The organism is Pseudomonas sp. GOM7 (assembly GCF_026723825.1).
Lineage (GTDB): Bacteria > Pseudomonadota > Gammaproteobacteria > Pseudomonadales > Pseudomonadaceae > Aquipseudomonas.
The window spans coordinates 3599593-3618345 of record NZ_CP113519.1 but is presented as its reverse complement, the minus strand read 5'-3'; the positions used below and the strand labels follow the sequence as shown (position 1 = coordinate 3618345).

Below are 18753 nucleotides of genomic sequence, written 5' to 3'. Positions count from 1 at the left end.
GTTTCAGCCCTGGCGGCGTTCTTCTGCCAGGCAGGCTGCCGCAGTGAACAGTACGTCGGTGGAGGAGTTCAGCGCGGTTTCCGCCGAATCCTGGACGATGCCGATGATGAAGCCGATGGCCACCACCTGCATGGCCACGTCGTTGGGGATGCCGAACAGGCTGCAGGCCAGCGGAATCAGCAGCAACGAGCCGCCGGCTACGCCTGAGGCGCCACAGGCGCTGATCGAGGCCAGGACGCTGAGCAGCAGGGCGGTGGGCAGGTCGACCGCGATGTTCAGGGTGTGCACGGCCGCCAGTGTCAGCACGCTGATGGTGATGGCGGCACCGGCCATGTTGATGGTGGCACCGAGCGGGATGGACACCGAGTAGGTTTCCTCGTGCAGGCCCAGGCGCTGGCACAGTTGCAGGTTGACCGGGATGTTGGCCGCCGAGCTGCGGGTGAAGAAGGCGGTCAGGCCGCTTTCGCGCAGGCAGGTGAAAACCAGCGGATAGGGATTGCGGCGAATCTTCCAGTACACCAGCAGCGGGTTGACCACCAGTGCCACCAGCAGCATGCAGCCGACCAGTACCAGCAGCAGGTGCAGGTAGCCGAGCAGGGCATCCAGGCCGGAAGTGGCCAGCGTGGAGGCCACCAGGCCGAAGATGCCCAGCGGGGCGAAGCGAATGACCAGTTTGACGATTGCGGTCACACCATGGGACAGGTCACCGAGCAGTTGCTTGCTGCTGGCGTTGGCGTGGCGGAAAGCGAAGCCCAGGCCGATGGCCCAGGCCAGTATGCCGATGAAGTTGCCTTTGAGCAGGGCGTTGACCGGGTTGTCGACGATGTTCAGCAGTAGCGTCTTGAGCACCTCGCCGATGCCGCCGGGTGGGGTCAGTTCAGCCGCCGAGCCGCTCAGTACCAGGGTGGAGGGCAGGGCGAAGCTGGCGGCGACCGCGACCAGTGCGGCGCTGAAGGTGCCGATCAGGTACAGCAGCAGGATCGGGCGGATATGGGTCTGCTGGCCTTGCTGGTGATTGGCGATGGAGGCCATGACCAGAATGAACACCAGAACCGGGGCGACAGCCTTGAGCGCCGAAACGAATACGTCACCGATGAAACCTACGGCCAGCGCGGCCTGTGGGGCGACCAGGGCCAGGCCGATGCCGATGAGCAGGCCGATGAGGATTTGCACCACCAGACTGGTGCGATTGAGCAGTTGCAGGAACGGGGTGACGGCTTGTGGCATGACGCAGGTCTCTATCTTGTTGGCCGCGCGTGATTCGCTGGCCTTTTCAGAGGCTTTCCGGCTAGGGGCTGTTGACGTTTCGGCGCGGCCGCGAGCGAAACGTCAACAGACCCTAGGGGCGGAAAAACAAGCGCGCGACTCTAGCACAGTCTTGGCAGGCAGTTGCCTTGCCCCAGGGCGCTGGGCGAACGGGTGCAACACTCTGTCGCATCCACGGAAACCTGACGGCCCAAGGCTGCGCCGGCTGGGCTTGTGTCGCGAGCAGTGCATGCCTTCACCGCATCCGCCACAGACGTGCCCTGGCGATTGGCGCTACCCTATGACCATGCGTGGCCGCGTTAGCGGCGCTGTCGGTTGCGAACTGTTCGAGCCCGAGCCCGTCGAAGCTCAGAATCGCTGCATACGCCAGTCAAGGGCCTTCCCTTATCGCCGTTTCACGACATTCCGCTGTACTGGGCGTGAGCCGTTGGCCACGTTACGCAAAAGGAGCTCTACCCACTGTGCGCCTGATCTGGAAATCCTTCCGCTCACTGTATTTCGCCACCTTGCTGATGCTGCTCGGCTCCGGCCTGCTCAGTACCTACCTGGCCCTGCGTCTGGCCGATAGCGTAGATGGTCTGTGGGTGGGTGCCTTGATGGCGGCCAACTATTTCGGCCTGGTGCTCGGCGGCAAGCTGGGGCATCGGCTGATTGCCCGGGTCGGTCATATTCGTGCCTACGTCGCCTGTGCCGGGGTGGTTACTGCAGCGGTACTCGGTCATGGTCTGGTGGAGTGGCTGCCGTTCTGGCTGCTGCTGCGCATGCTGGTCGGCCTGGGCATGATGTGCCAGTACATGGTGATCGAGAGCTGGCTCAACGAGCAGGCCGAAGCCAAACAGCGCGGCCTGGTGTTCAGCGGCTACATGGCGGCTTCCTACCTGGGCCTGATCCTGGGGCAACTGGCGCTGGTGGTGCACCCGACCCTGGGCCTGGAGCTGCTGATGCTGGTGGCCCTGTGTTTCGCCCTGTGCCTGGTACCGGTGGCGTTGACTCGGCGCCTGCATCCTGCGCCCTTGTACCCGGCGCCGCTGGAGCTGCGCTTTTTCCTCAAGCGAGTACCCCTTTCGCTGACCACCGTGGTGGTGGCCGGGTTGTTGATCGGCTCCTTCTATGGCCTGGCGCCGCTGTATGCCACGCGCATGGGGCTGGCCACCGAGCAGGTGGGCCTGTTCATGGGCAGTTGCATCCTGGCGGGGCTGTTGGTGCAGTGGCCCTTGGGCTGGCTGTCCGACCGCCGAGACCGGGTGCGCCTGATTCGTGGTTGCGCCGTGCTGCTGCTGCTCGCCGCTGCGCCACTTGCTGCGTTGCCACAGGTGTTTCTCGGGCTGCTGATCGGCATTGGTTTTCTCGTCAGCCTGATGCAGTTCAGCCTCTATCCGCTGGCAGTGGCCTTGGCCAACGACCATGTGGAGCCGGAACGTCGGGTATCGCTGACGGCCATGCTGCTGGTCACCTTCGGCGTGGGAGCGTGCATCGGGCCGCTGCTGACGGGGCTGCTGATGCGCTTCTTCGGCGCCAACATGCTGTATGCCTTCGTCTGTTTCTGCGCGCTGATCCTGATCTGGCGGATTCGCCCTGAGGTGGTCACCCATCTGCACCAGGTCGATGATGCACCGCTGCAACACATGGCCATGCCGGGCAATGTGGCCAGTTCCCCGCTGGTCGCCGCGCTGGATCCACGGGTCGATGAGCAGACCGTGCAGGAGCAGATGCAGGAACCAGCGGTGGCGGTGGCTGCCGAGGCTGCAGAGAATGAGGATCGCGAGCGCAGCGCTGGCGCTGCAGGCTGAGGGCCTGTCCCTCAGTCGCTTTCGGTGCGTCGGGCCTCGCGCTGCAACTGGTAGACGAAGCGCTCCACCTGGCGCTGCTCCAGCCCATTGATGTGGTAGAAGCGGGTGCCGACGAAGGTGGTGTCGATCTTCGCCTGGTAGTCCACGTGGCGCAGCTCGACGGCGGTGGTCACGGTGCCGAACGGCAGATATGCGGTCAGGTTCTCGTGTACCTGGCCGTTCTGCAATTGCTGACTCAGGTCGCCGGCGAAGCGCAGTTTGCAGCCGGTCGCGGAGATGTCGAGCAACTGTCCTTGCAGGGGTTCGCGCAACTTGTCGCCAGCGAGTACCACCTTGATCAGGTCGGTCTGCTTCAACGAGGCGCGGAAGGCGCCGCGGCGCTGGTGATAGATCACTTCGGTGGGCAAGGGCGCCCAGTAGCAGGGGGCTCCTTCGTGCTGGCCAACTTGCACGCTGTGCTCGCATTTCCAGGCTACGCGCACGCCATCGCGGAAGGCTTCCACGGAGAAGCTTTCGCCTTGCTTGAAAAATCGCTCACCATCGGTGGGGATGATTTCATCCAGGGCGATACGCGCGCGCTGCTGGTCGATCTCCACCACGTAGCTCTGAAAACGCTGGCTACGCTCATGGAATTGAATGATCAGAGGGTCATGGTTCTGCAGGAGCTGGCGCAGCGTGGCGATGATTTCCACCTGGGCCTTGAGCAGCTTGGGTGGTTGCGGGCCACTTTCCTCTTGGAATGCGCTGGACACAGTTTGAAGCTCTCCAAATCTTCGGCCGCTATAGGTGCTAGCGTGCCGGGGCACTGGCAGGCCGGCGTGGGCTGCATGTCCCTGTGCTGTTATTGTGCTGAGGCTCAGGCCTGGCTGAGCGGTCGGTGCTGCGCGATTCTAGCGGTAGTCCCGCGACTGTCATAGATGCCGGGCGTATCGCTGCCGCGCAGAATGCCCAGCACCTGGCTGACGCTGGCCTTGTTGGCACGGATCAGCCTGCCGTTGCGCAGGTTGGCATCCTGGCAGCGCTGCAGCAGGGTGGAAAGCTCTTCGCTGCGCGTCAGCAGTTCGTCGCCGAGGCTGGAGCGGGCAGCCAGAGCGTGCAGCCCAGCGCGATCAGCGCTCAAGCCGACCGAGCGCAGCAATTGGCTGCGTTCATTGCCGTGCTGTTGTAGTTGGCTGAGAAGGGGTTGTTTTTCGCCGAGAAGGCTGTCGAGACGGGTGAGGTCGCGTTCACCCAGTGCCAGAAATTCGTCGTCGATCAGTTCAAGAAGTCGCTCGGCAATGCCGATATCGGAAGTGAACAGGTGCAGCAGGTTGGTATCTAGCATCTTGGGCTCCAGGGGAGGCGGGCGTCCAACACCCCCAGCGCCTTAGGCTTAACGCTGGGACTCGAAGTTGAGCAGCTTCTGGGCGACGCGTTGGTCGTCGACCTGGTAACTGCCTTCGGCGATGGCCTTCTTCAGTTGGGCCACACGCTCCTTGTTGACGATCGGCTGATCGTTCAGCTTCTCGCTTGCCTTCTGCAATTGTCGTGCCTGGCTGCTCAGCTCGACGGATTCGCCGCTCTTGACCGGGCTCTGTTTCTCTTCGCCCTTGGCGACGGGCGCCTGATTCGATTGCGTGGCCTCGTTGCGGCCAGCCTGAGTCGAGCCTGCACGCCCCGTGTTCGCGGGGGTAGTGGCGTTATTCAGCCGGTTGAAGTCGATGACCATGATGCAGAACCTCGGACGATTGTTGGACGCTTGCCAAGCTTTTCGGCCCATGGCGGAAAAACTTTAGGAAAAAATTCGGCGTCGTTGGACAGTGTAGGAAATCACCCGCCTGTTGCGCCATAGCAAAGATACCTACATGGCTACTTCCACCTGGCCGGGACCGATCACCCGGGCGCGAATGACCCGTTGCGAACGCAGGTTGCGCACCTGGATCTGCTCGCCGGGCGCGCCGTTGGACAGGGCTTCACCAGGCATGCGCACATTCACCGTGCTGCTGCGAGCGCTGATCACCACCTGATCACCCTTGCGGATCGCATCGACGATCTCCAGATAGTTGGGGGCCAGTACCTGCTCGCTTTGTAACTGTCGCGTCAATTTCTTGCCGATAGCCTGCACGGGGTCGGTCAGGTAACCCTGATTGAGCTGGCCAACGTCACGTTCGACCAGGCTCACATCGGCTGCGCTGAGCACGCTCTTGCGCTTCATGGGGCGCGTGAGTATCAGCACCGGGCGGAACAGGCGCACCTCGCCCGGCACGAAGACCGTCCAGGGCGCGCTGCCGTCGCAGCGTACGCGCAAGGTGACGCGGCCCATCGGTTGCGCAGGGCTTTCCAGGCGCACGCTCAGGGCCTGGTCGCACTGCGGCAGACGCAAGCGCGGATCAATTCGATTGATGCTGATCTCATGGCGTCCCTGAATTTCGCTACGCTGTAAATATTCCACCACGGCCGACTCAAGAAACGACTCGGCAGCGCCGATAAGTTCTTCGGGCGTGGTGACGCTCGCCGGCGCGCCTACGCTATAGCCGAGCAATGGCAAAGCGAGTAAAACGGGGCGCAGGCTGCGACAGATTGCCAGTGGCTGACGGGATGATGACGTTCTAGGTTTCATACTCATTGACGAAGCAAGCCGCGTGCCGCCTGCTAGGCTGTTACAACAAGCGTTACTTGACGATAAAGACAAAGGAGTCCGGGCATGGCCGGGTTACTGGATTCGGTTAACCAGCGTACGCAGTTGGTGGGGCAGAACCGCTTGGAGTTGTTGCTGTTTCGCCTGGATGGCCCGCAGTTGTACGGGATCAACGTATTCAAGGTGAAGGAGGTGCTGCAATGCCCCAATCTCACCATCATGCCCAAGTCCAATGCCGTGGTGCGTGGCGTCGCCAACATTCGTGGCGGCACCATTCCCATTCTCGACCTGGCCATCGCCATCGGTCGCAAGCCGCTGGATGACCTCAAGAGCAGCTTCGTCATCATCACCGAGTACAACACCAAGGTGCAGGGCTTCCTGGTGCGCTCGGTGGAGCGCATCGTCAACATGAACTGGGAGGAGATCCATCCGCCACCCAAGGGCACCGGCCGCGACCATTATCTGACTGCCGTGACCCGTCTGGATCAGCAGTTGGTGGAAATCATCGACGTGGAGAAGATTCTGGCCGAGGTCGCGCCCACGTCCGAGGTGATTTCCGCAGGGGTGATCGACGAGCAGGTGCAGAGCAGCGCGGTGTCCAAGCGGGTGCTGATCGTCGATGATTCCTCGGTGGCGCGCAAGCAGGTGTCGCGCTGCCTGCAGAGCGTCGGCGTGGAGGTCATCGCGCTCAACGACGGGCGCGAAGCCCTGGACTACCTCAAGGGCATGGCCAACGAAGGCAAACGCCCTGAGCAGGAGCTGTTGATGATCATTTCCGACATCGAGATGCCGGAGATGGATGGTTACACGCTCACGACCGAGATTCGTGCCGATTCCCGCATGCAGAAGTTGCACATACTCCTGCATACTTCACTTTCGGGTGTGTTCAACCAGGCGATGGTGAAGAAGGTCGGTGCCGATGACTTCCTTGCCAAGTTCAAGCCAGACGATCTGGCATCACGCGTGGTCGATCGCATTCGTGCAGCGGATGGGGCTCAGGGGTAACTCTTGGCGAACGTTAGGGTTGGTGAGGCGGCATTAGTGTCTTCAGGTAATTTGGATTTCGAGCAGTTCCGGACGTTTCTGGAAAAGGCCTGCGGTATTCTGCTGGGTAGTAACAAGCAGTATCTGGTCTCCAGTCGCCTGAACAAGCTGATGGAACAGAACGGCATCAAGACCCTGGGCGAGCTGGTGCAGCGCATGCAGAGCCAGCCGCGCGGCGGCCTGCGTGAGCAGGTCGTCGATGCCATGACGACCAACGAGACATTATGGTTTCGTGATACCTACCCGTTCGAGGTACTCAAGAACCGGGTCTTGCCTGAGATGATCAAGTCCTATCCGGGGCAGCGTCTGCGCATCTGGTCGGCGGCCTGTTCGTCGGGGCAGGAGCCTTATTCGCTGTCCATGTCCATCGACGAGTTCGAGCGCAGCAACCTGGGGCAGCTCAAGGCGGGCATTCAGATCGTGGCGACCGATCTGTCGCCGTCGATGCTGGCCAACTGCAAATCTGGCGAGTATGACAGCCTGGCCATGGGCCGTGGCTTGTCTCAGGAGCGCCTGCAGCGCTATTTCGATCCCAAGGGGCCTGGGCGTTGGCAGGTCAAGGCGCCGATCAAGAGTCGTGTCGAGTTCCGTCCGCTGAACCTGCTGGACAGTTATGCGGCGCTGGGCAAGTTCGACATCGTGTTCTGTCGTAACGTGCTGATCTACTTCTCCGCCGAGGTGAAGAAGGACATCCTCACGCGCATCCATGCCACTTTGAAGCCGGGCGGCTATCTGTTCCTGGGGGCTTCCGAGGCGCTCAACGGCCTGCCGGACAAGTACCAGATGGTGCAGTGCAGTCCGGGGATCATCTACAAGGCCAAGTAAGGTTCCTTGCGGGGGGGCTTGCTTGGGTAGTCGGGCTTGAGACTGGGCTGGCAAGTTTGTGTGTTGGTTCGTTGAGTGTTTTGGACGCCGCTTTGGGTGTCTTCAGATATTCCGGGTTTCGCCCCCTCGGGCGACTCACTTTTCTTTGAAATCGGAATGCCGCCCAGCGCAAAGAAAAGTAAGCAAAAGAAACGCACCCCCGCCATCCGGCCCCGGCTGCGCCGGGGTTCGTTCGTTCCATCGCTGCTCCGAGGGTCGGCTTACAAGGGCCATCCCTGGCCCTTTAAGCGGGGCCGCCATCGGTATCTCGCGGCATCCATGCCGCTCGCCCCTCTACGCAACGATTCCACTCACCCTCCTGAAGGGGGGCATTCGCGCGCCTGAACGTACATCGGTTCCGGGCATGCCCGGCGTGCTCTGGTAGCAGTGGAGCCATGACGTGGCCGCTTGGTTAAACCAAAACTTTCATTCGCGTAGTTTCATTCGCTTGAATAGCTTGCCGGCCTGCAGCCGGCATCCCGGTCAGCCCTAAGGCTGACCTCATGTGCAACCACTCCGTGCTACTTCTGGGTTACCTCGGGTTCAGGCGCGTGCAGAGCCCGCCCAGGAGGGCGAACGGAGTCGTCGTGGAAGAGGTTGAGCGACATGGATGTCGCGACGACTGCATGGATGCAGGAGGTAGAGCGACGCAGGATGCCAAAGCCGAGAGCCGCGATGGGCCAGGGATGGCCCACCGCGGCGGGCCTCTGGAGCGGCGATGGAGTGAGCGAACCCCGGCGAAGCCGGGGCCGGATGATCGGGCGGAGGGTTTTAGTTACTTTTGCCCGTCAAAAGTGACTCGCCCGGGAGGGCGAAACCAAAAAACATCAACAAAAACGCGGCAATCCGGAACAGACAGCCGAACAACCAACAAGCCAACAAAAATTTGCCAGTGCGGCACCAATCAAGCAGCTCCCCATAAGCAGCAAAATCTCCCAATCAGGTCACGAAGCCACCAGACAGCGACGAATTCAGTCGAAACGACTCGCTGGGTCATCGGCCGAAACTTGAGGGGCAAAGCGCCTGGCCGGCTTTGCCGCTGCTTGCCTGCAGGCGGTAAGGCCTTGCCGCTTTGCCGCTTTCGAGCCAGCAGATTAATCTCAAGTCATTGATATATAAGGTTTTAAATAACTGGCACAGCCTTTGCTGTATGTCTGCCAACAGTGACAGACGGCCCTAGCGGCAAAGGTTCAGAGCATGAGCATCAACTTCGGCAGAGCCCTTGGCATCCACGAACAGGCACTCGGTTTTCGCGCCCAGCGCGCCGAGGTGCTGGCCAACAACATCGCCAACGCCGACACGCCGAACTACAAGGCGCGTGATCTGGACTTCGCCAGTGTCCTGGCTGCCGAGAATTCGCGTCAGCAGCGCGGCCCTGTCTCCCTGAGCCGTACCGACAGCCGCCACATCGCCGCCGATGGTGTGCCTAGCGGCGAAGCCGAGCTGCCCTACCGCACGCCGTTCCAGGCGTCGCTGGATCAGAACAGCGTCGACCTGCAGGTCGAGCAGGCGAACTACGCCGAGAACGCCGTGCAGTTCCAGGCCAGCTTCACCTTCCTCAATAGCAAGTTCAAAGGGCTGACCGCAGCCCTGCGCGGCGAATAAGGAGCGCGATCATGTCCCTAGCCAGTGTTTTCAACATCGCCGGTACCGGCATGAGCGCTCAGAGCACTCGCCTCAATACCATTTCCAGCAACATCGCCAACGCCGAGACCGTTTCCTCGAGCCTGGATCAGACCTACCGCGCCCGCCACCCGGTGTTCGCCACCGTGTTCCAGCAGGCGCAGAACGGCGATCGTGGCTCGCTGTTCGCCGAGCAGGACGAGGCCGGCCGTGGCGTGCAGGTGCTGGGTGTGATCGAAGATCAGAGCAGCCTGATGCCGCGCTACGAGCCTGACCATCCAATGGCTAACGCCGATGGTTACGTCTATTACCCGAACGTCAACGTGGTCGAGGAGATGGCCGACATGATTTCCGCCAGTCGTGCCTTCCAGACCAACGTTGAAATGATGAATACCGCCAAGCAGATGCTGCAGCGTGTGCTGACCCTGGGTCAGTAAGCCAATACGAGGAGCGCAGGTCATGAGCACCGTCAGCGGCACCAACTCGGTACTGGATCAGTACCAGCTCAAGCAGGACACCACCAAGAGCAAGGATCTCGGCAAGAACGAGTTCCTCAACCTGCTGGTGGCTCAGCTCAACAACCAGAACCCGCTGGAGCCTCAGGGCAACGGCGAGTTCATCGCCCAGTTGGCGCAGTTCAGCAGCCTGGAGGGGATCCAGCAGTTGAACAGCAGCGTCAACTCGATGATGTCCAACTTCCAGTCCTCGCAGGCGCTGCAGGCTTCGTCGCTGGTGGGGCGCAAGGTCATCGTGCAGGGCGAGAAGGCGGTGGTCGACACCAGCGAGAGCTTCAAGGGCAGCGTGACGGTGCCGGTAAGCAGCAAGAACGTCTATGTCAACGTCTTCGACAATTCCGGTGCCCTGGTGACGCGCGTCAACCTGGGCGAGCAGGTGGCCGGCAATGCCAGCTTCATCTGGGACGGCAAGGACGACAGCGGCAAGATCATGCCGCCCGGCACCTACAAGTTCGAGGCGCATGCCACCTATGGCAGCGAGACCAAGGGGCTGTACACCCAGTTGCCGGCCAATGTCGACAGTGTCGCGCTGGGTGGCAAGGAACTGATGCTCAATCTTGCCGGCCTCGGCAGCGTTCCGCTTTCCCAAGTGCAGATCATCGGCCAGTAATTATTGTTGCCGGCCATCCCGGCAAAGGAGTTTTCCATGTCGTTCAATATCGGTCTCAGTGGTCTGCGTGCCGCGACCAATGACCTCAACGTTACCGGCAACAACATTTCCAACGCCGGCACTGCAGGCTTCAAGCAGTCGCGTGCCGAGTTCGCCGATGTCTATGCATCCTCGGTGCTGGGCACCGGCAAGAACCCGCGCGGCAGTGGTGTGCTGCTTGCCGACGTGTCGCAGTTGTTCAATCAGGGCAACATCAACTACACGCAGAATGCCCTGGATCTGGCGATCAACGGCAACGGCTTCTTCATGACCAGCAACAACGGCAGCATGAGCTACACCCGCGCCGGTTATTTCGGCACCGACCGTGACGGTTACATCGTCAACAACTTCGGCTATCGCCTGCAGGGCTACTCGGCCGACGAGTCGGGCAACATCCTGCCGATCCAGAGCGACCTGCGCATCAATGCCGGTCAGCAGGAGCCCAGGGCCACCACCTCGGTCACGCAATCGATCAACCTCAACTCCAACGCCGTGCGCCCGGCCAATGCCGGCACCATGGCCGCGCCGACCTTCGATCCAAGTGACTCGAAATCCTTCAACTGGTCGACCTCCACCAATATCTACGATACGCAGGGCAATGCCCACGTCATGTCGCAGTACTTCGTGAAGAACGAGGCGCCGGCCAACAATGGCTGGGTCATGCATGTATTGATCGATGGCGTGAACCCGCGTGATCCGACCAGTACCCAGCCATTCAGCTATGCGATGAATTACGATGCGGCCGGTCAGCTTGCCAACCCGGCTTTCACCCCGATCGCCAGCACCCCGGCCAACCCGGCATTGGATGCGCCGGCCATTCCGGCAACCGCGGCTAACGGCACCTTCGTCCTGGCCCAGGCCGACTGGGTGCCGGCCGAGAAGGATCCGGCCAACCCTGGCGCGCTGGTGCCCAACGGCGCCGACAGTTCTGCCTTTACCTTCGACATGCGCGGTTCGACCCAGTACGCCACGGCCTTTGGCGTCAACAGCGTCAGTCAGGACGGCTATACCACAGGCCAGCTAGCGGGCCTGGAAATCGACGATACCGGGGTGATCTTCGCCCGTTACACCAACGGCCAGTCGAAGATTCAGGGGCAGGTGCTGATGGCCAACTTCGCCAACGTGCAGGGTCTGACGCCCAACGGCAAGACCGAATGGGTGCAATCCTTCGAGTCGGGTGAGCCGGTGATCGGTACGCCGCGCAGCAGTACCCTGGGGGCCTTGCAGGCCGGCGCGCTGGAAGATTCCAACGTGGAAATCTCCGACCAGTTGGTGAACCTGATCGTCGCGCAGCGCAACTACCAGGCCAACGCCAAGACCATCGAAACCGAGAGCGCCATCACCCAGACCATCATCAACCTGCGCTGATCCCTGGCGCACCTGGCAAAGCGGCAAGCCTGGCTTGCCGCTTTGCTGCTTCCGGCCCGGCAAAACTTCGCCGCCAAGATCCTTAAAGCCTTTTTATCTTCTCTAATACTCCTTTTAAATCAGTATCTTGTGGTTGTTTTTCGGGAATGGCACGGCACTTGCTTTAGAGCATGCAAAGAGCCAAGGGCACGTCGCCCACTCGGAGGATTTCCATGGACAAGATGCTGTACGTCTCCATGACAGGTGCGCAGAACAACAGCCTGGGGCTGCGCGCCCACGCCAACAACCTGGCCAACGTGTCGACCACCGGTTTTCGCCGTGATTTCGAGCAGGCGCGCTCCATGCCGCTGTTCGGCGAAACCTTCCCGGCCCGCGTATTCGCCATGAGCGAACGCCCGGCCACGGATTTCCGGCCAGGCTCGTTGCAGGAAACCGGGCGTGATCTGGACGTGGCCGTCGGCGGCAAGGGCTGGATCGCCGTGCAGGCTGCCGATGGCAGCGAAGCCTATGTGCGAACTGCCAGCCTCAACATCGATGCCCTTGGCGTCCTGCGCACCGGCAATGGCTTGCCGGTCATGGGCAATGCCGGGCCGATCGCCGTGCCGCCGGAGCAGAAGGTGGAGATCGGCCAGGACGGCACCATCAGCATCCGCGCGCTGGGCGAGGCACCCAATACCCTGGCCGAGGTCGACCGCATCAAGCTGGTCAATCCCGATCCCAAGCAGATGGAGAAGGGCACCGATGGCCTTATCCGGGTCAAGGGCCAGCCCCAGGTCGAGCCCGATGCCACCGTCACCCTGACCTCGGGCTTTCTCGAGTCGAGCAACGTCAATGCCGTCGAAGAGATGACCGCCATCCTCGCGCTGTCCCGCCAGTTCGAGCTGTCGGTGAAGATGATGCGCACCGCCGAGGACAATGCATCGTCCGTGGCTCGGGTTTTGCAACTTAGCTAATTACCAGTACGCGGCGCCGTAAAACCGGCGCCCGAGGAGAAACGACATGCTTCCGGCTCTGTGGGTCAGCAAGACAGGCCTGTCCGCCCAGGACATGAACCTGACCACCATTTCCAACAACCTGGCCAACGTGGCGACCACCGGCTTCAAGCGCGACCGCGCGGAGTTCGAGGATCTGCTGTACCAGATTCGCCGTCAGCCGGGTGGCCAGTCCACCCAGGACAGCCAACTGCCCTCCGGCCTGCAGCTCGGTACCGGGGTGCGCATTGTGGGCACGCAGAAGATCTTCACTGCAGGCAGCCTGCAGACCACCGAGCAGCCGCTGGATCTGGCGGTCAACGGTCGCGGTTTCTTCCAGATCCTGATGCCCAATGGTGACGTGGGGTATACCCGCGACGGCAGCTTCCATCTCAATTCCGATGGCCAGATCGTCACTTCTCAGGGTTTCGCGCTGGAGCCTGCCATCGTCCTGCCGGCGGAGGTGCGTACCTTCACCGTGGGTGAAGACGGCACCGCCTCCGTGACCACTGCCGGCAACCCGCAGCCGCAGGTCATCGGCAACATCCAGTTGGCCGACTTCGTCAACGCCGCCGGCCTGGAAGCCATCGGCAACAACCTGTTCCTGGAAACCGGCGCCAGTGGTGCGCCGCAGGTAGGGGCGCCGGGACTCAACGGCCTCGGCACCACGCTGCAGAACACCCTGGAAAACTCCAACGTCAGCGTGGTCGAGGAACTGGTGAACATGATCACCACCCAGCGCGCTTATGAAATGAACTCCAAGGTGATTTCCACCGCCGATCAGATGCTGTCGTTCGTGACGCAGAACCTCTGATCCATCGAGCCCGACTAGTTACACCGTGAGGTAGAGGTTATGAACCGGCAATTGATCTGTTTTCCCCTGTTGGCGAGCGTGCTGCTGAGCAGTGGCTGCGTGGCGCCGACGGCCAAGCCGGACGATCCCTATTACGCGCCGGTGCTGCCACGCACGCCCATGCCGGCGGCGCAGAACAACGGCGCGATCTATCAGGCCGGGTTCGAGAACGGCCTGTATGACGACCGCAAGGCCTTCCGCGTCGGCGACATCATCACCATCACCCTCAACGAGCGTACCCAGGCCAGCAAGAACGCCAACAGCGCGCTGAAGAAGGACAGCAGCGGCACCCTCGGCGTGCCCAACCTGTTCGGCATGGCCGTGGCCCCTGACAACCCGCTGCGCAGCCTCAGCGCCCTGGGCATGACCAACAACAACCTGAGCCTGGATTCGAGCTGGGATTCGCAACGCGCCAACACCGGCTCCGGGCAGGCAGGGCAGAGCAATAGTCTGTCCGGTTCGATCACCGTGACCGTTGCCGAAGTACTGCCCAACGGTATCCTCGCCGTGCGCGGCGAGAAATGGATGACCCTCAATACCGGCGACGAGCTGGTACGTATTTCCGGCCTGGTGCGCGCCGACGATATCGCCACCGACAACACCGTGGCCTCGACCCGTGTGGCCGATGCGCGCATCACCTATTCCGGCACGGGCGCCTTCGCCGATGCCAACCAGCCGGGTTGGATGAGCCGCTTCTTCATGAGCCCGTTGTGGCCGTTCTGAGCTGGAGAGCCGTTATGACATCCTGGATCAGTGCCCTGCGCCCGGCCGCTCGTGAGAGCAAGCCGCAGTACTCCTGTCGTCAGCAGTTCGCCGCAGCGCAGCGTGGCTATCGCCGCCGTGGTGCCAACGACTGGCTGCTGCTGGCGACGATGCTATGCAGCTTGCTGATCAGCCTGCCAACCCAGGCCGAGCGTCTCAAGGATCTGGCCTCCATTCAGGGCGTGCGCAGCAACCAGCTGATCGGCTACGGCCTGGTGGTCGGTCTCAACGGCACCGGCGACCAGACCACGCAGACACCTTTCACCGTGCAGACCTTCAACAACATGATGGCGCAGTTCGGCATCAAGGTGCCGGCTGGTGGCAACGTGCAGCTCAAGAACGTCGCCGCGGTTTCGGTGCATGCCGATTTGCCGGCGTTCGCCAAGCCGGGCCAGGCCATCGACATCACCATCTCCTCCATCGGTAACGCCAAGAGCCTGCGCGGCGGCAGTCTGCTGATGACGCCGCTCAAGGGCATCGATGGCAACGTCTACGCCATCGCTCAGGGCAACCTGGTGGTCGGCGGCTTCGATGCCAGTGGCGCCGATGGTTCGCGCATCACCGTCAACGTGCCCTCGGCCGGACGCATTCCCGGCGGTGCCACGGTCGAGCGCCCTGTGCCCAGTGGTTTCGATCAGGGCAATACCCTGACTCTCAACCTCAATCGCCCCGACTTCACCACGGCGAAGAACATCGTCGATCAGATCAACGACCTGCTCGGCCCCGGCGTGGCTCAGGCCATCGATGGTGGCTCGATCCGCGTCAGCGCGCCGCTCGACCCCAATCAGCGCGTCGATTACCTGTCGATTCTGGAGAATCTGCAGGTGGAGGCGGGCAAGGCGGTGGCCAAGGTCATCATCAACTCGCGCACCGGCACCATCGTCATCGGCCAGGACGTCAAGGTGCAGCCAGCGGCCGTGACCCACGGCAGCCTGACCGTGACCATCACCGAAGACCCCATCGTCAGCCAGCCCGAAGCACTCTCCGGTGGCCAGACCGCCGTGGTGCCGCGCTCGCGCGTCGGTGCCGAGGAAGAAAAGAAACCGATGTTCAAGTTCGGCCCAGGCACCAGCCTCGACGAAATCGTACGTGCGGTGAATCAGGTCGGTGCCGCACCTTCCGACCTCATGGCCATCCTGGAGGCGCTCAAGCAAGCCGGCGCCCTGCAGGCTGACCTGATCGTGATCTAAAGAGGCAAAAGCGTATGGATTCTCGACTCTCAGCCGGTCTGCTCGGCGCCAAGAGCCCGGTCGACAGCGGCTCGTTCAACGACCTGAACCGTCTCAACCAATTCAAGGTGGGCGGTGACAGCGAGCAGAACATTCGCAAGGTGGCCAAGGAGTTCGAGTCGCTGTTCGTCAACGAAATGCTCAAGGCCATGCGCTCGGCCAATGCCGTGTTCAGCGAAGGCAACTTCATGAACAGCAACGAGAGCAAGACCTACCAGGACATGTACGACCAGCAGTTGGCGGTCACCCTGTCCAAGGAAGGTCGCGGCATCGGCCTGGCCGATGTACTGACGCGGCAGATGTCCAAGCTCAAGCAGCACTCCGATCGCCCCAACCCCTTTGCCCAGGTGCAGCAGCCGGTCGCGGCGCAAAGTGCCGAGCAGAGCGTCAAGGGGGTCTCCGGCTTTCGCGAGAGCGATGATGTGGCCGCACTCAATCGTCGGCGCCTGGCGCTGCCGGGCAAACTGACCGATCGCCTGCTGGCCGGCATTGTGCCCGCCGCTGGCGATGGCAAGACACTGGCTGGCGAGGACTGGATTCCGGCGCAGGTCAGCACGGCCAAGACCACGGCACCGAAGCTGGACATCGATGCCCTCGCTGGCCGGCGCATCGCCCAGCCGCCGCTGGCGCCGGGCAAGGCCGCCTTCGCCTCGCCACAGGAATTCGTTGCCACCATGTTGCCGATGGCCGAGGCGGCTGCCGAGAAAATCGGTGTCGACCCGCGTTATCTGGTGGCTCAGGCCGCGCTGGAAACGGGTTGGGGCAAGTCGATCATCCGCACCCGCGATGGCGACAGCAGCCACAACCTGTTCGGCATCAAGGCCCATGGCGGCTGGGAAGGGGACTCGGCACGGGTATTGACCACCGAGTTCAAGGGCGGCAAGGCGGTGAAGGAATCCGCCAGCTTCCGTACCTACGAGTCCTACGCCCACAGCTTCGATGATTACGTGCGCTTCCTGCAGGACAACGGTCGCTACGAGAAGGCGCTGAACGTTACCGAGAACCCGGAGCGCTTCGTCAAGGAACTGCAGCAGGCCGGTTATGCCACCGACCCCAACTACGCGCGCAAGATCTCCCAGATCGCCCGTCAGATGCAGACCTATCAGGCGGTCGCGGCTGCCGATGGCTCGACTACCAGGACCTGAGATTGAAGCATGGCTGACCTACTGAACATCGGCCTGTCCGGCCTGTCGGCGAACAAGACCTCGCTGTCGGTCACCGGCCACAACATCGTCAACGTCAACACCCCCGGCTTCTCCCGCCAGGATTCGGTGCAGGCCACGCGCGTGCCGCAGTTCAGCGGTGCCGGTTACATCGGCTCGGGCACCACGCTGGTGGACGTGCGGCGCATCTACAACGACTTTCTCACCACCCAGGTGCGTAGCAGCACGGCGTTGAACTCCGATACGCAGTCCTACCTCAGCCAGATCAACCAGCTCGACTCGCTGCTGGCCGGCAGTACCACCGGGGTGACGCCCGGCTTGCAGAAGCTGTTCAGCGCCCTGCAGACCGCCGCCGAAGACCCGGCCAACATTCCCGCACGGCAGTTGGTGCTGTCCGAGGCCGAGGGTCTGGCCAAGCGTTTCAACACCGTATACGACCGCCTGTTCGAGCAGAACAGCTTCATCAACAAGCAGCTTTCGGCGGTGACCGACCAGGTCAATCAGTTGGCGACCTCCATCGCCGGCTACAACGACGCCATCGCCATCGCTTCGGCCAACGGGCGGGCACCGAACGATCTGCTCGACGCGCGCGAAGAGGCGGTGCGCAAGTTGTCCGAGTTCGTCGGCGTCAGCGTGGTGCCGCAGGACGACAACAGCTACAACCTGTTCATCGGCTCCGGCCAGCCCCTGGTGGTCGGCAGCACGGCTTCCAAGTTGCAGATCACTCCTGGGTTGTCCGACCCGCTGCGCAGCGAGATCCAGTTTGTCAGCGGCAATTCCCAGCAGAACGTCACCTCGCTGATCACCGGCGGTGAGATGGGCGGCCTGCTGCGCTATCGCCAGGACGTGCTGGACGTTTCGATGAACTCGGTAGGGCGCCTGGCGCTGTCGGTTGCCGACCAGCTCAACGTCCAGCTCGGGCAGGGGCTCGATCTCAACGGCCAGTTCGGCAACGAACTGTTCCGCCCGCTCAACGACCCGCTGTTGCTCGCTCAGCGCAGCCTGGCGCGGGTGGGCAACAGTGACCCCTCGGCCAACCTCAATGTCAGCATCACCGATACCACCCAACTGACCACCAGCGATTACGAGGTGCAGTTCACCAGCGCCACCGAATACGTGGTGCGCCGGCAATCCGATGGCACCCTGTTTCCGCCGACCCCGGCCACCTTCGACATCACCACGGTGCCAGCGCCGGAAATCGACGGTTTCAGCCTGGGCGTCGCCGCCGGCACCTTCGCCGCGGGCGACCGCTTCCAGATCATGCCCACCCGCAATGCCGGGCGCGACATCCGCGCGGACATGAAGAACCCCGAAGAGCTGGCCTTCGCCGCGCCGCTGAAGGCCGAAACCAGCCCGGGCAACATCGGCACCGGCAAGATCAGCCAGCCGACCCTGAAGACCGAGATCGACATCTATGACCCGGCGGCGCAAGCCGACCTGGAAACCAGCCTGCGCAACGCGCCGCCGCTGCGTATCGTCATGGGTGCCGCCGGTGGTGCCACGCAGAGCTACAACGTGGTGGACATCAACGGCAACGTGATCAATACCGGCAACATCGTGCCGGGTCAGGACAACGCCCTGACCATCAACGTGCCGGCCAATCCGCCGGGGATTCCGGTGGCCTTCGAGTATCAGGTGAACATCAGCGGCCGGCCGGCAGCAGGCGACAATTTCTCGGTGTCGTTCAACACCAATGGTGTGTCCGATAACCGCAACGCCCTGAACCTGGTCGACCTGCAGAAGAAATCGGTCATCGGCATCAACCCGGCCGCGCCGGATACCACGGGCTCGAGTTTTTCCGATGCCTATGGTGACCTGGTCGAGCGGGTCGGTACTCTGACCAGCCAGGCTCGGGTGGATGGCCAGGCGACTTCGGCGATCCTCAAGCAGGCCACCGACAACCGCGACTCGGTCTCCGGGGTGAACCTGGACGAGGAGGCCGCCAAGCTGATCCAGTTCGAGCAGTACTACCAGGCCTCCGCGCAGATCATTCAAGTTGCGCGTAGCCTGTTCGATACCTTGATCAATACATTCTGATA

At 62.2% G+C, this 18753-nt stretch carries 18 protein-coding genes; 13 read left to right on the top strand and 5 right to left on the bottom strand.

Going from position 1 to position 18753, the window contains the following annotated elements; translation table 11 throughout:
• Positions 1-3: 3 nt before the first annotated feature.
• Positions 4-1227, bottom strand: coding sequence for a serine/threonine transporter SstT (sstT, locus tag OU800_RS15955; RefSeq protein WP_268178301.1), 1224 nt, complete (start codon positions 1225-1227; stop codon positions 4-6).
• Positions 1228-1727: 500 nt separating this feature from the next.
• Here sstT and OU800_RS15950 point away from each other — a divergent pair, with 500 nt between their 5' ends.
• A complete protein-coding gene (locus OU800_RS15950; RefSeq protein WP_268178300.1) occupies positions 1728-3056 on the top strand; it encodes an MFS transporter in 1329 nt (442 codons plus the stop codon).
• Between the two features lie 11 nt (positions 3057-3067).
• On the opposite strand, the gene OU800_RS15945 is transcribed toward OU800_RS15950, so the two are convergent.
• The 4 genes from OU800_RS15945 to flgA form a co-directional block, all read right to left on the bottom strand.
• Positions 3068-3808, bottom strand: coding sequence for a flagellar brake protein (locus OU800_RS15945; RefSeq protein ID WP_268178299.1), 741 nt, complete (start codon positions 3806-3808; stop codon positions 3068-3070).
• Between the two features lie 104 nt (positions 3809-3912).
• Positions 3913-4380 carry a flagella synthesis protein FlgN gene (locus tag OU800_RS15940; RefSeq protein ID WP_268178298.1) on the bottom strand — a complete coding sequence of 156 codons (468 nt, stop codon included), beginning with the start codon at positions 4378-4380 and terminating at the stop codon, positions 3913-3915.
• A gap of 48 nt (positions 4381-4428) precedes the next feature.
• The gene (gene flgM, locus OU800_RS15935; RefSeq protein ID WP_268178297.1) at positions 4429-4764 is read right to left on the bottom strand and encodes a flagellar biosynthesis anti-sigma factor FlgM; all 336 of its coding nucleotides are present in this window, start codon (positions 4762-4764) and stop codon (positions 4429-4431) included.
• A 132-nt stretch (positions 4765-4896) separates the two neighbouring features.
• A complete protein-coding gene (gene flgA, locus OU800_RS15930; protein WP_268178296.1) occupies positions 4897-5655 on the bottom strand; it encodes a flagellar basal body P-ring formation chaperone FlgA in 759 nt (252 codons plus the stop codon).
• Positions 5656-5739: 84 nt separating this feature from the next.
• On the opposite strand from flgA, the gene OU800_RS15925 reads away from it, so the two are divergent.
• From OU800_RS15925 to flgK, 12 genes are all read left to right on the top strand, one after another.
• Positions 5740-6678 (top strand): chemotaxis protein CheV, encoded by a 939-nt coding sequence (locus tag OU800_RS15925; RefSeq protein ID WP_268178295.1) that lies wholly within the window; start codon positions 5740-5742, stop codon positions 6676-6678.
• Positions 6679-6714: 36 nt separating this feature from the next.
• Positions 6715-7542, top strand: a complete 828-nt coding sequence (gene cheR, locus OU800_RS15920; protein WP_268178294.1) for a protein-glutamate O-methyltransferase CheR — start codon at positions 6715-6717, stop codon at positions 7540-7542.
• Positions 7543-8778: 1236 nt separating this feature from the next.
• The gene (gene flgB / locus OU800_RS15915) at positions 8779-9186 is read left to right on the top strand and encodes a flagellar basal body rod protein FlgB (RefSeq protein WP_268178293.1); all 408 of its coding nucleotides are present in this window, start codon (positions 8779-8781) and stop codon (positions 9184-9186) included.
• Positions 9187-9197: 11 nt separating this feature from the next.
• On the top strand, positions 9198-9641 hold the full coding sequence (gene flgC, locus OU800_RS15910) for a flagellar basal body rod protein FlgC (RefSeq protein WP_268178292.1): 444 nt from the start codon (positions 9198-9200) through the stop codon (positions 9639-9641).
• 22 nt (positions 9642-9663) lie between these two features.
• Positions 9664-10329, top strand: a complete 666-nt coding sequence (locus tag OU800_RS15905) for a flagellar hook assembly protein FlgD (RefSeq protein ID WP_268178291.1) — start codon at positions 9664-9666, stop codon at positions 10327-10329.
• A 36-nt stretch (positions 10330-10365) separates the two neighbouring features.
• The gene (gene flgE, locus OU800_RS15900; protein WP_268178290.1) at positions 10366-11736 is read left to right on the top strand and encodes a flagellar hook protein FlgE; all 1371 of its coding nucleotides are present in this window, start codon (positions 10366-10368) and stop codon (positions 11734-11736) included.
• Between the two features lie 212 nt (positions 11737-11948).
• The gene (locus OU800_RS15895; RefSeq protein ID WP_268178289.1) at positions 11949-12689 is read left to right on the top strand and encodes a flagellar basal body rod protein FlgF; all 741 of its coding nucleotides are present in this window, start codon (positions 11949-11951) and stop codon (positions 12687-12689) included.
• A 46-nt stretch (positions 12690-12735) separates the two neighbouring features.
• The gene (flgG, locus tag OU800_RS15890; protein ID WP_268178288.1) at positions 12736-13521 is read left to right on the top strand and encodes a flagellar basal-body rod protein FlgG; all 786 of its coding nucleotides are present in this window, start codon (positions 12736-12738) and stop codon (positions 13519-13521) included.
• A gap of 39 nt (positions 13522-13560) precedes the next feature.
• Positions 13561-14283: a flagellar basal body L-ring protein FlgH gene (gene flgH, locus OU800_RS15885; RefSeq protein WP_268178287.1), complete on the top strand. Its 723-nt coding sequence runs from the start codon at positions 13561-13563 to the stop codon at positions 14281-14283.
• Positions 14284-14432: 149 nt separating this feature from the next.
• Complete coding sequence (locus tag OU800_RS15880) at positions 14433-15512, top strand: flagellar basal body P-ring protein FlgI (protein ID WP_268184347.1); 1080 nt, start codon at positions 14433-14435, stop codon at positions 15510-15512.
• Positions 15513-15526: 14 nt separating this feature from the next.
• Entirely contained in the window at positions 15527-16696 is a 1170-nt protein-coding gene (gene flgJ / locus OU800_RS15875; protein ID WP_268178286.1) for a flagellar assembly peptidoglycan hydrolase FlgJ, read from the top strand.
• 9 nt (positions 16697-16705) lie between these two features.
• Positions 16706-18751: a flagellar hook-associated protein FlgK gene (flgK, locus tag OU800_RS15870; protein WP_268178285.1), complete on the top strand. Its 2046-nt coding sequence runs from the start codon at positions 16706-16708 to the stop codon at positions 18749-18751.
• Positions 18752-18753: the final 2 nt, after the last annotated feature.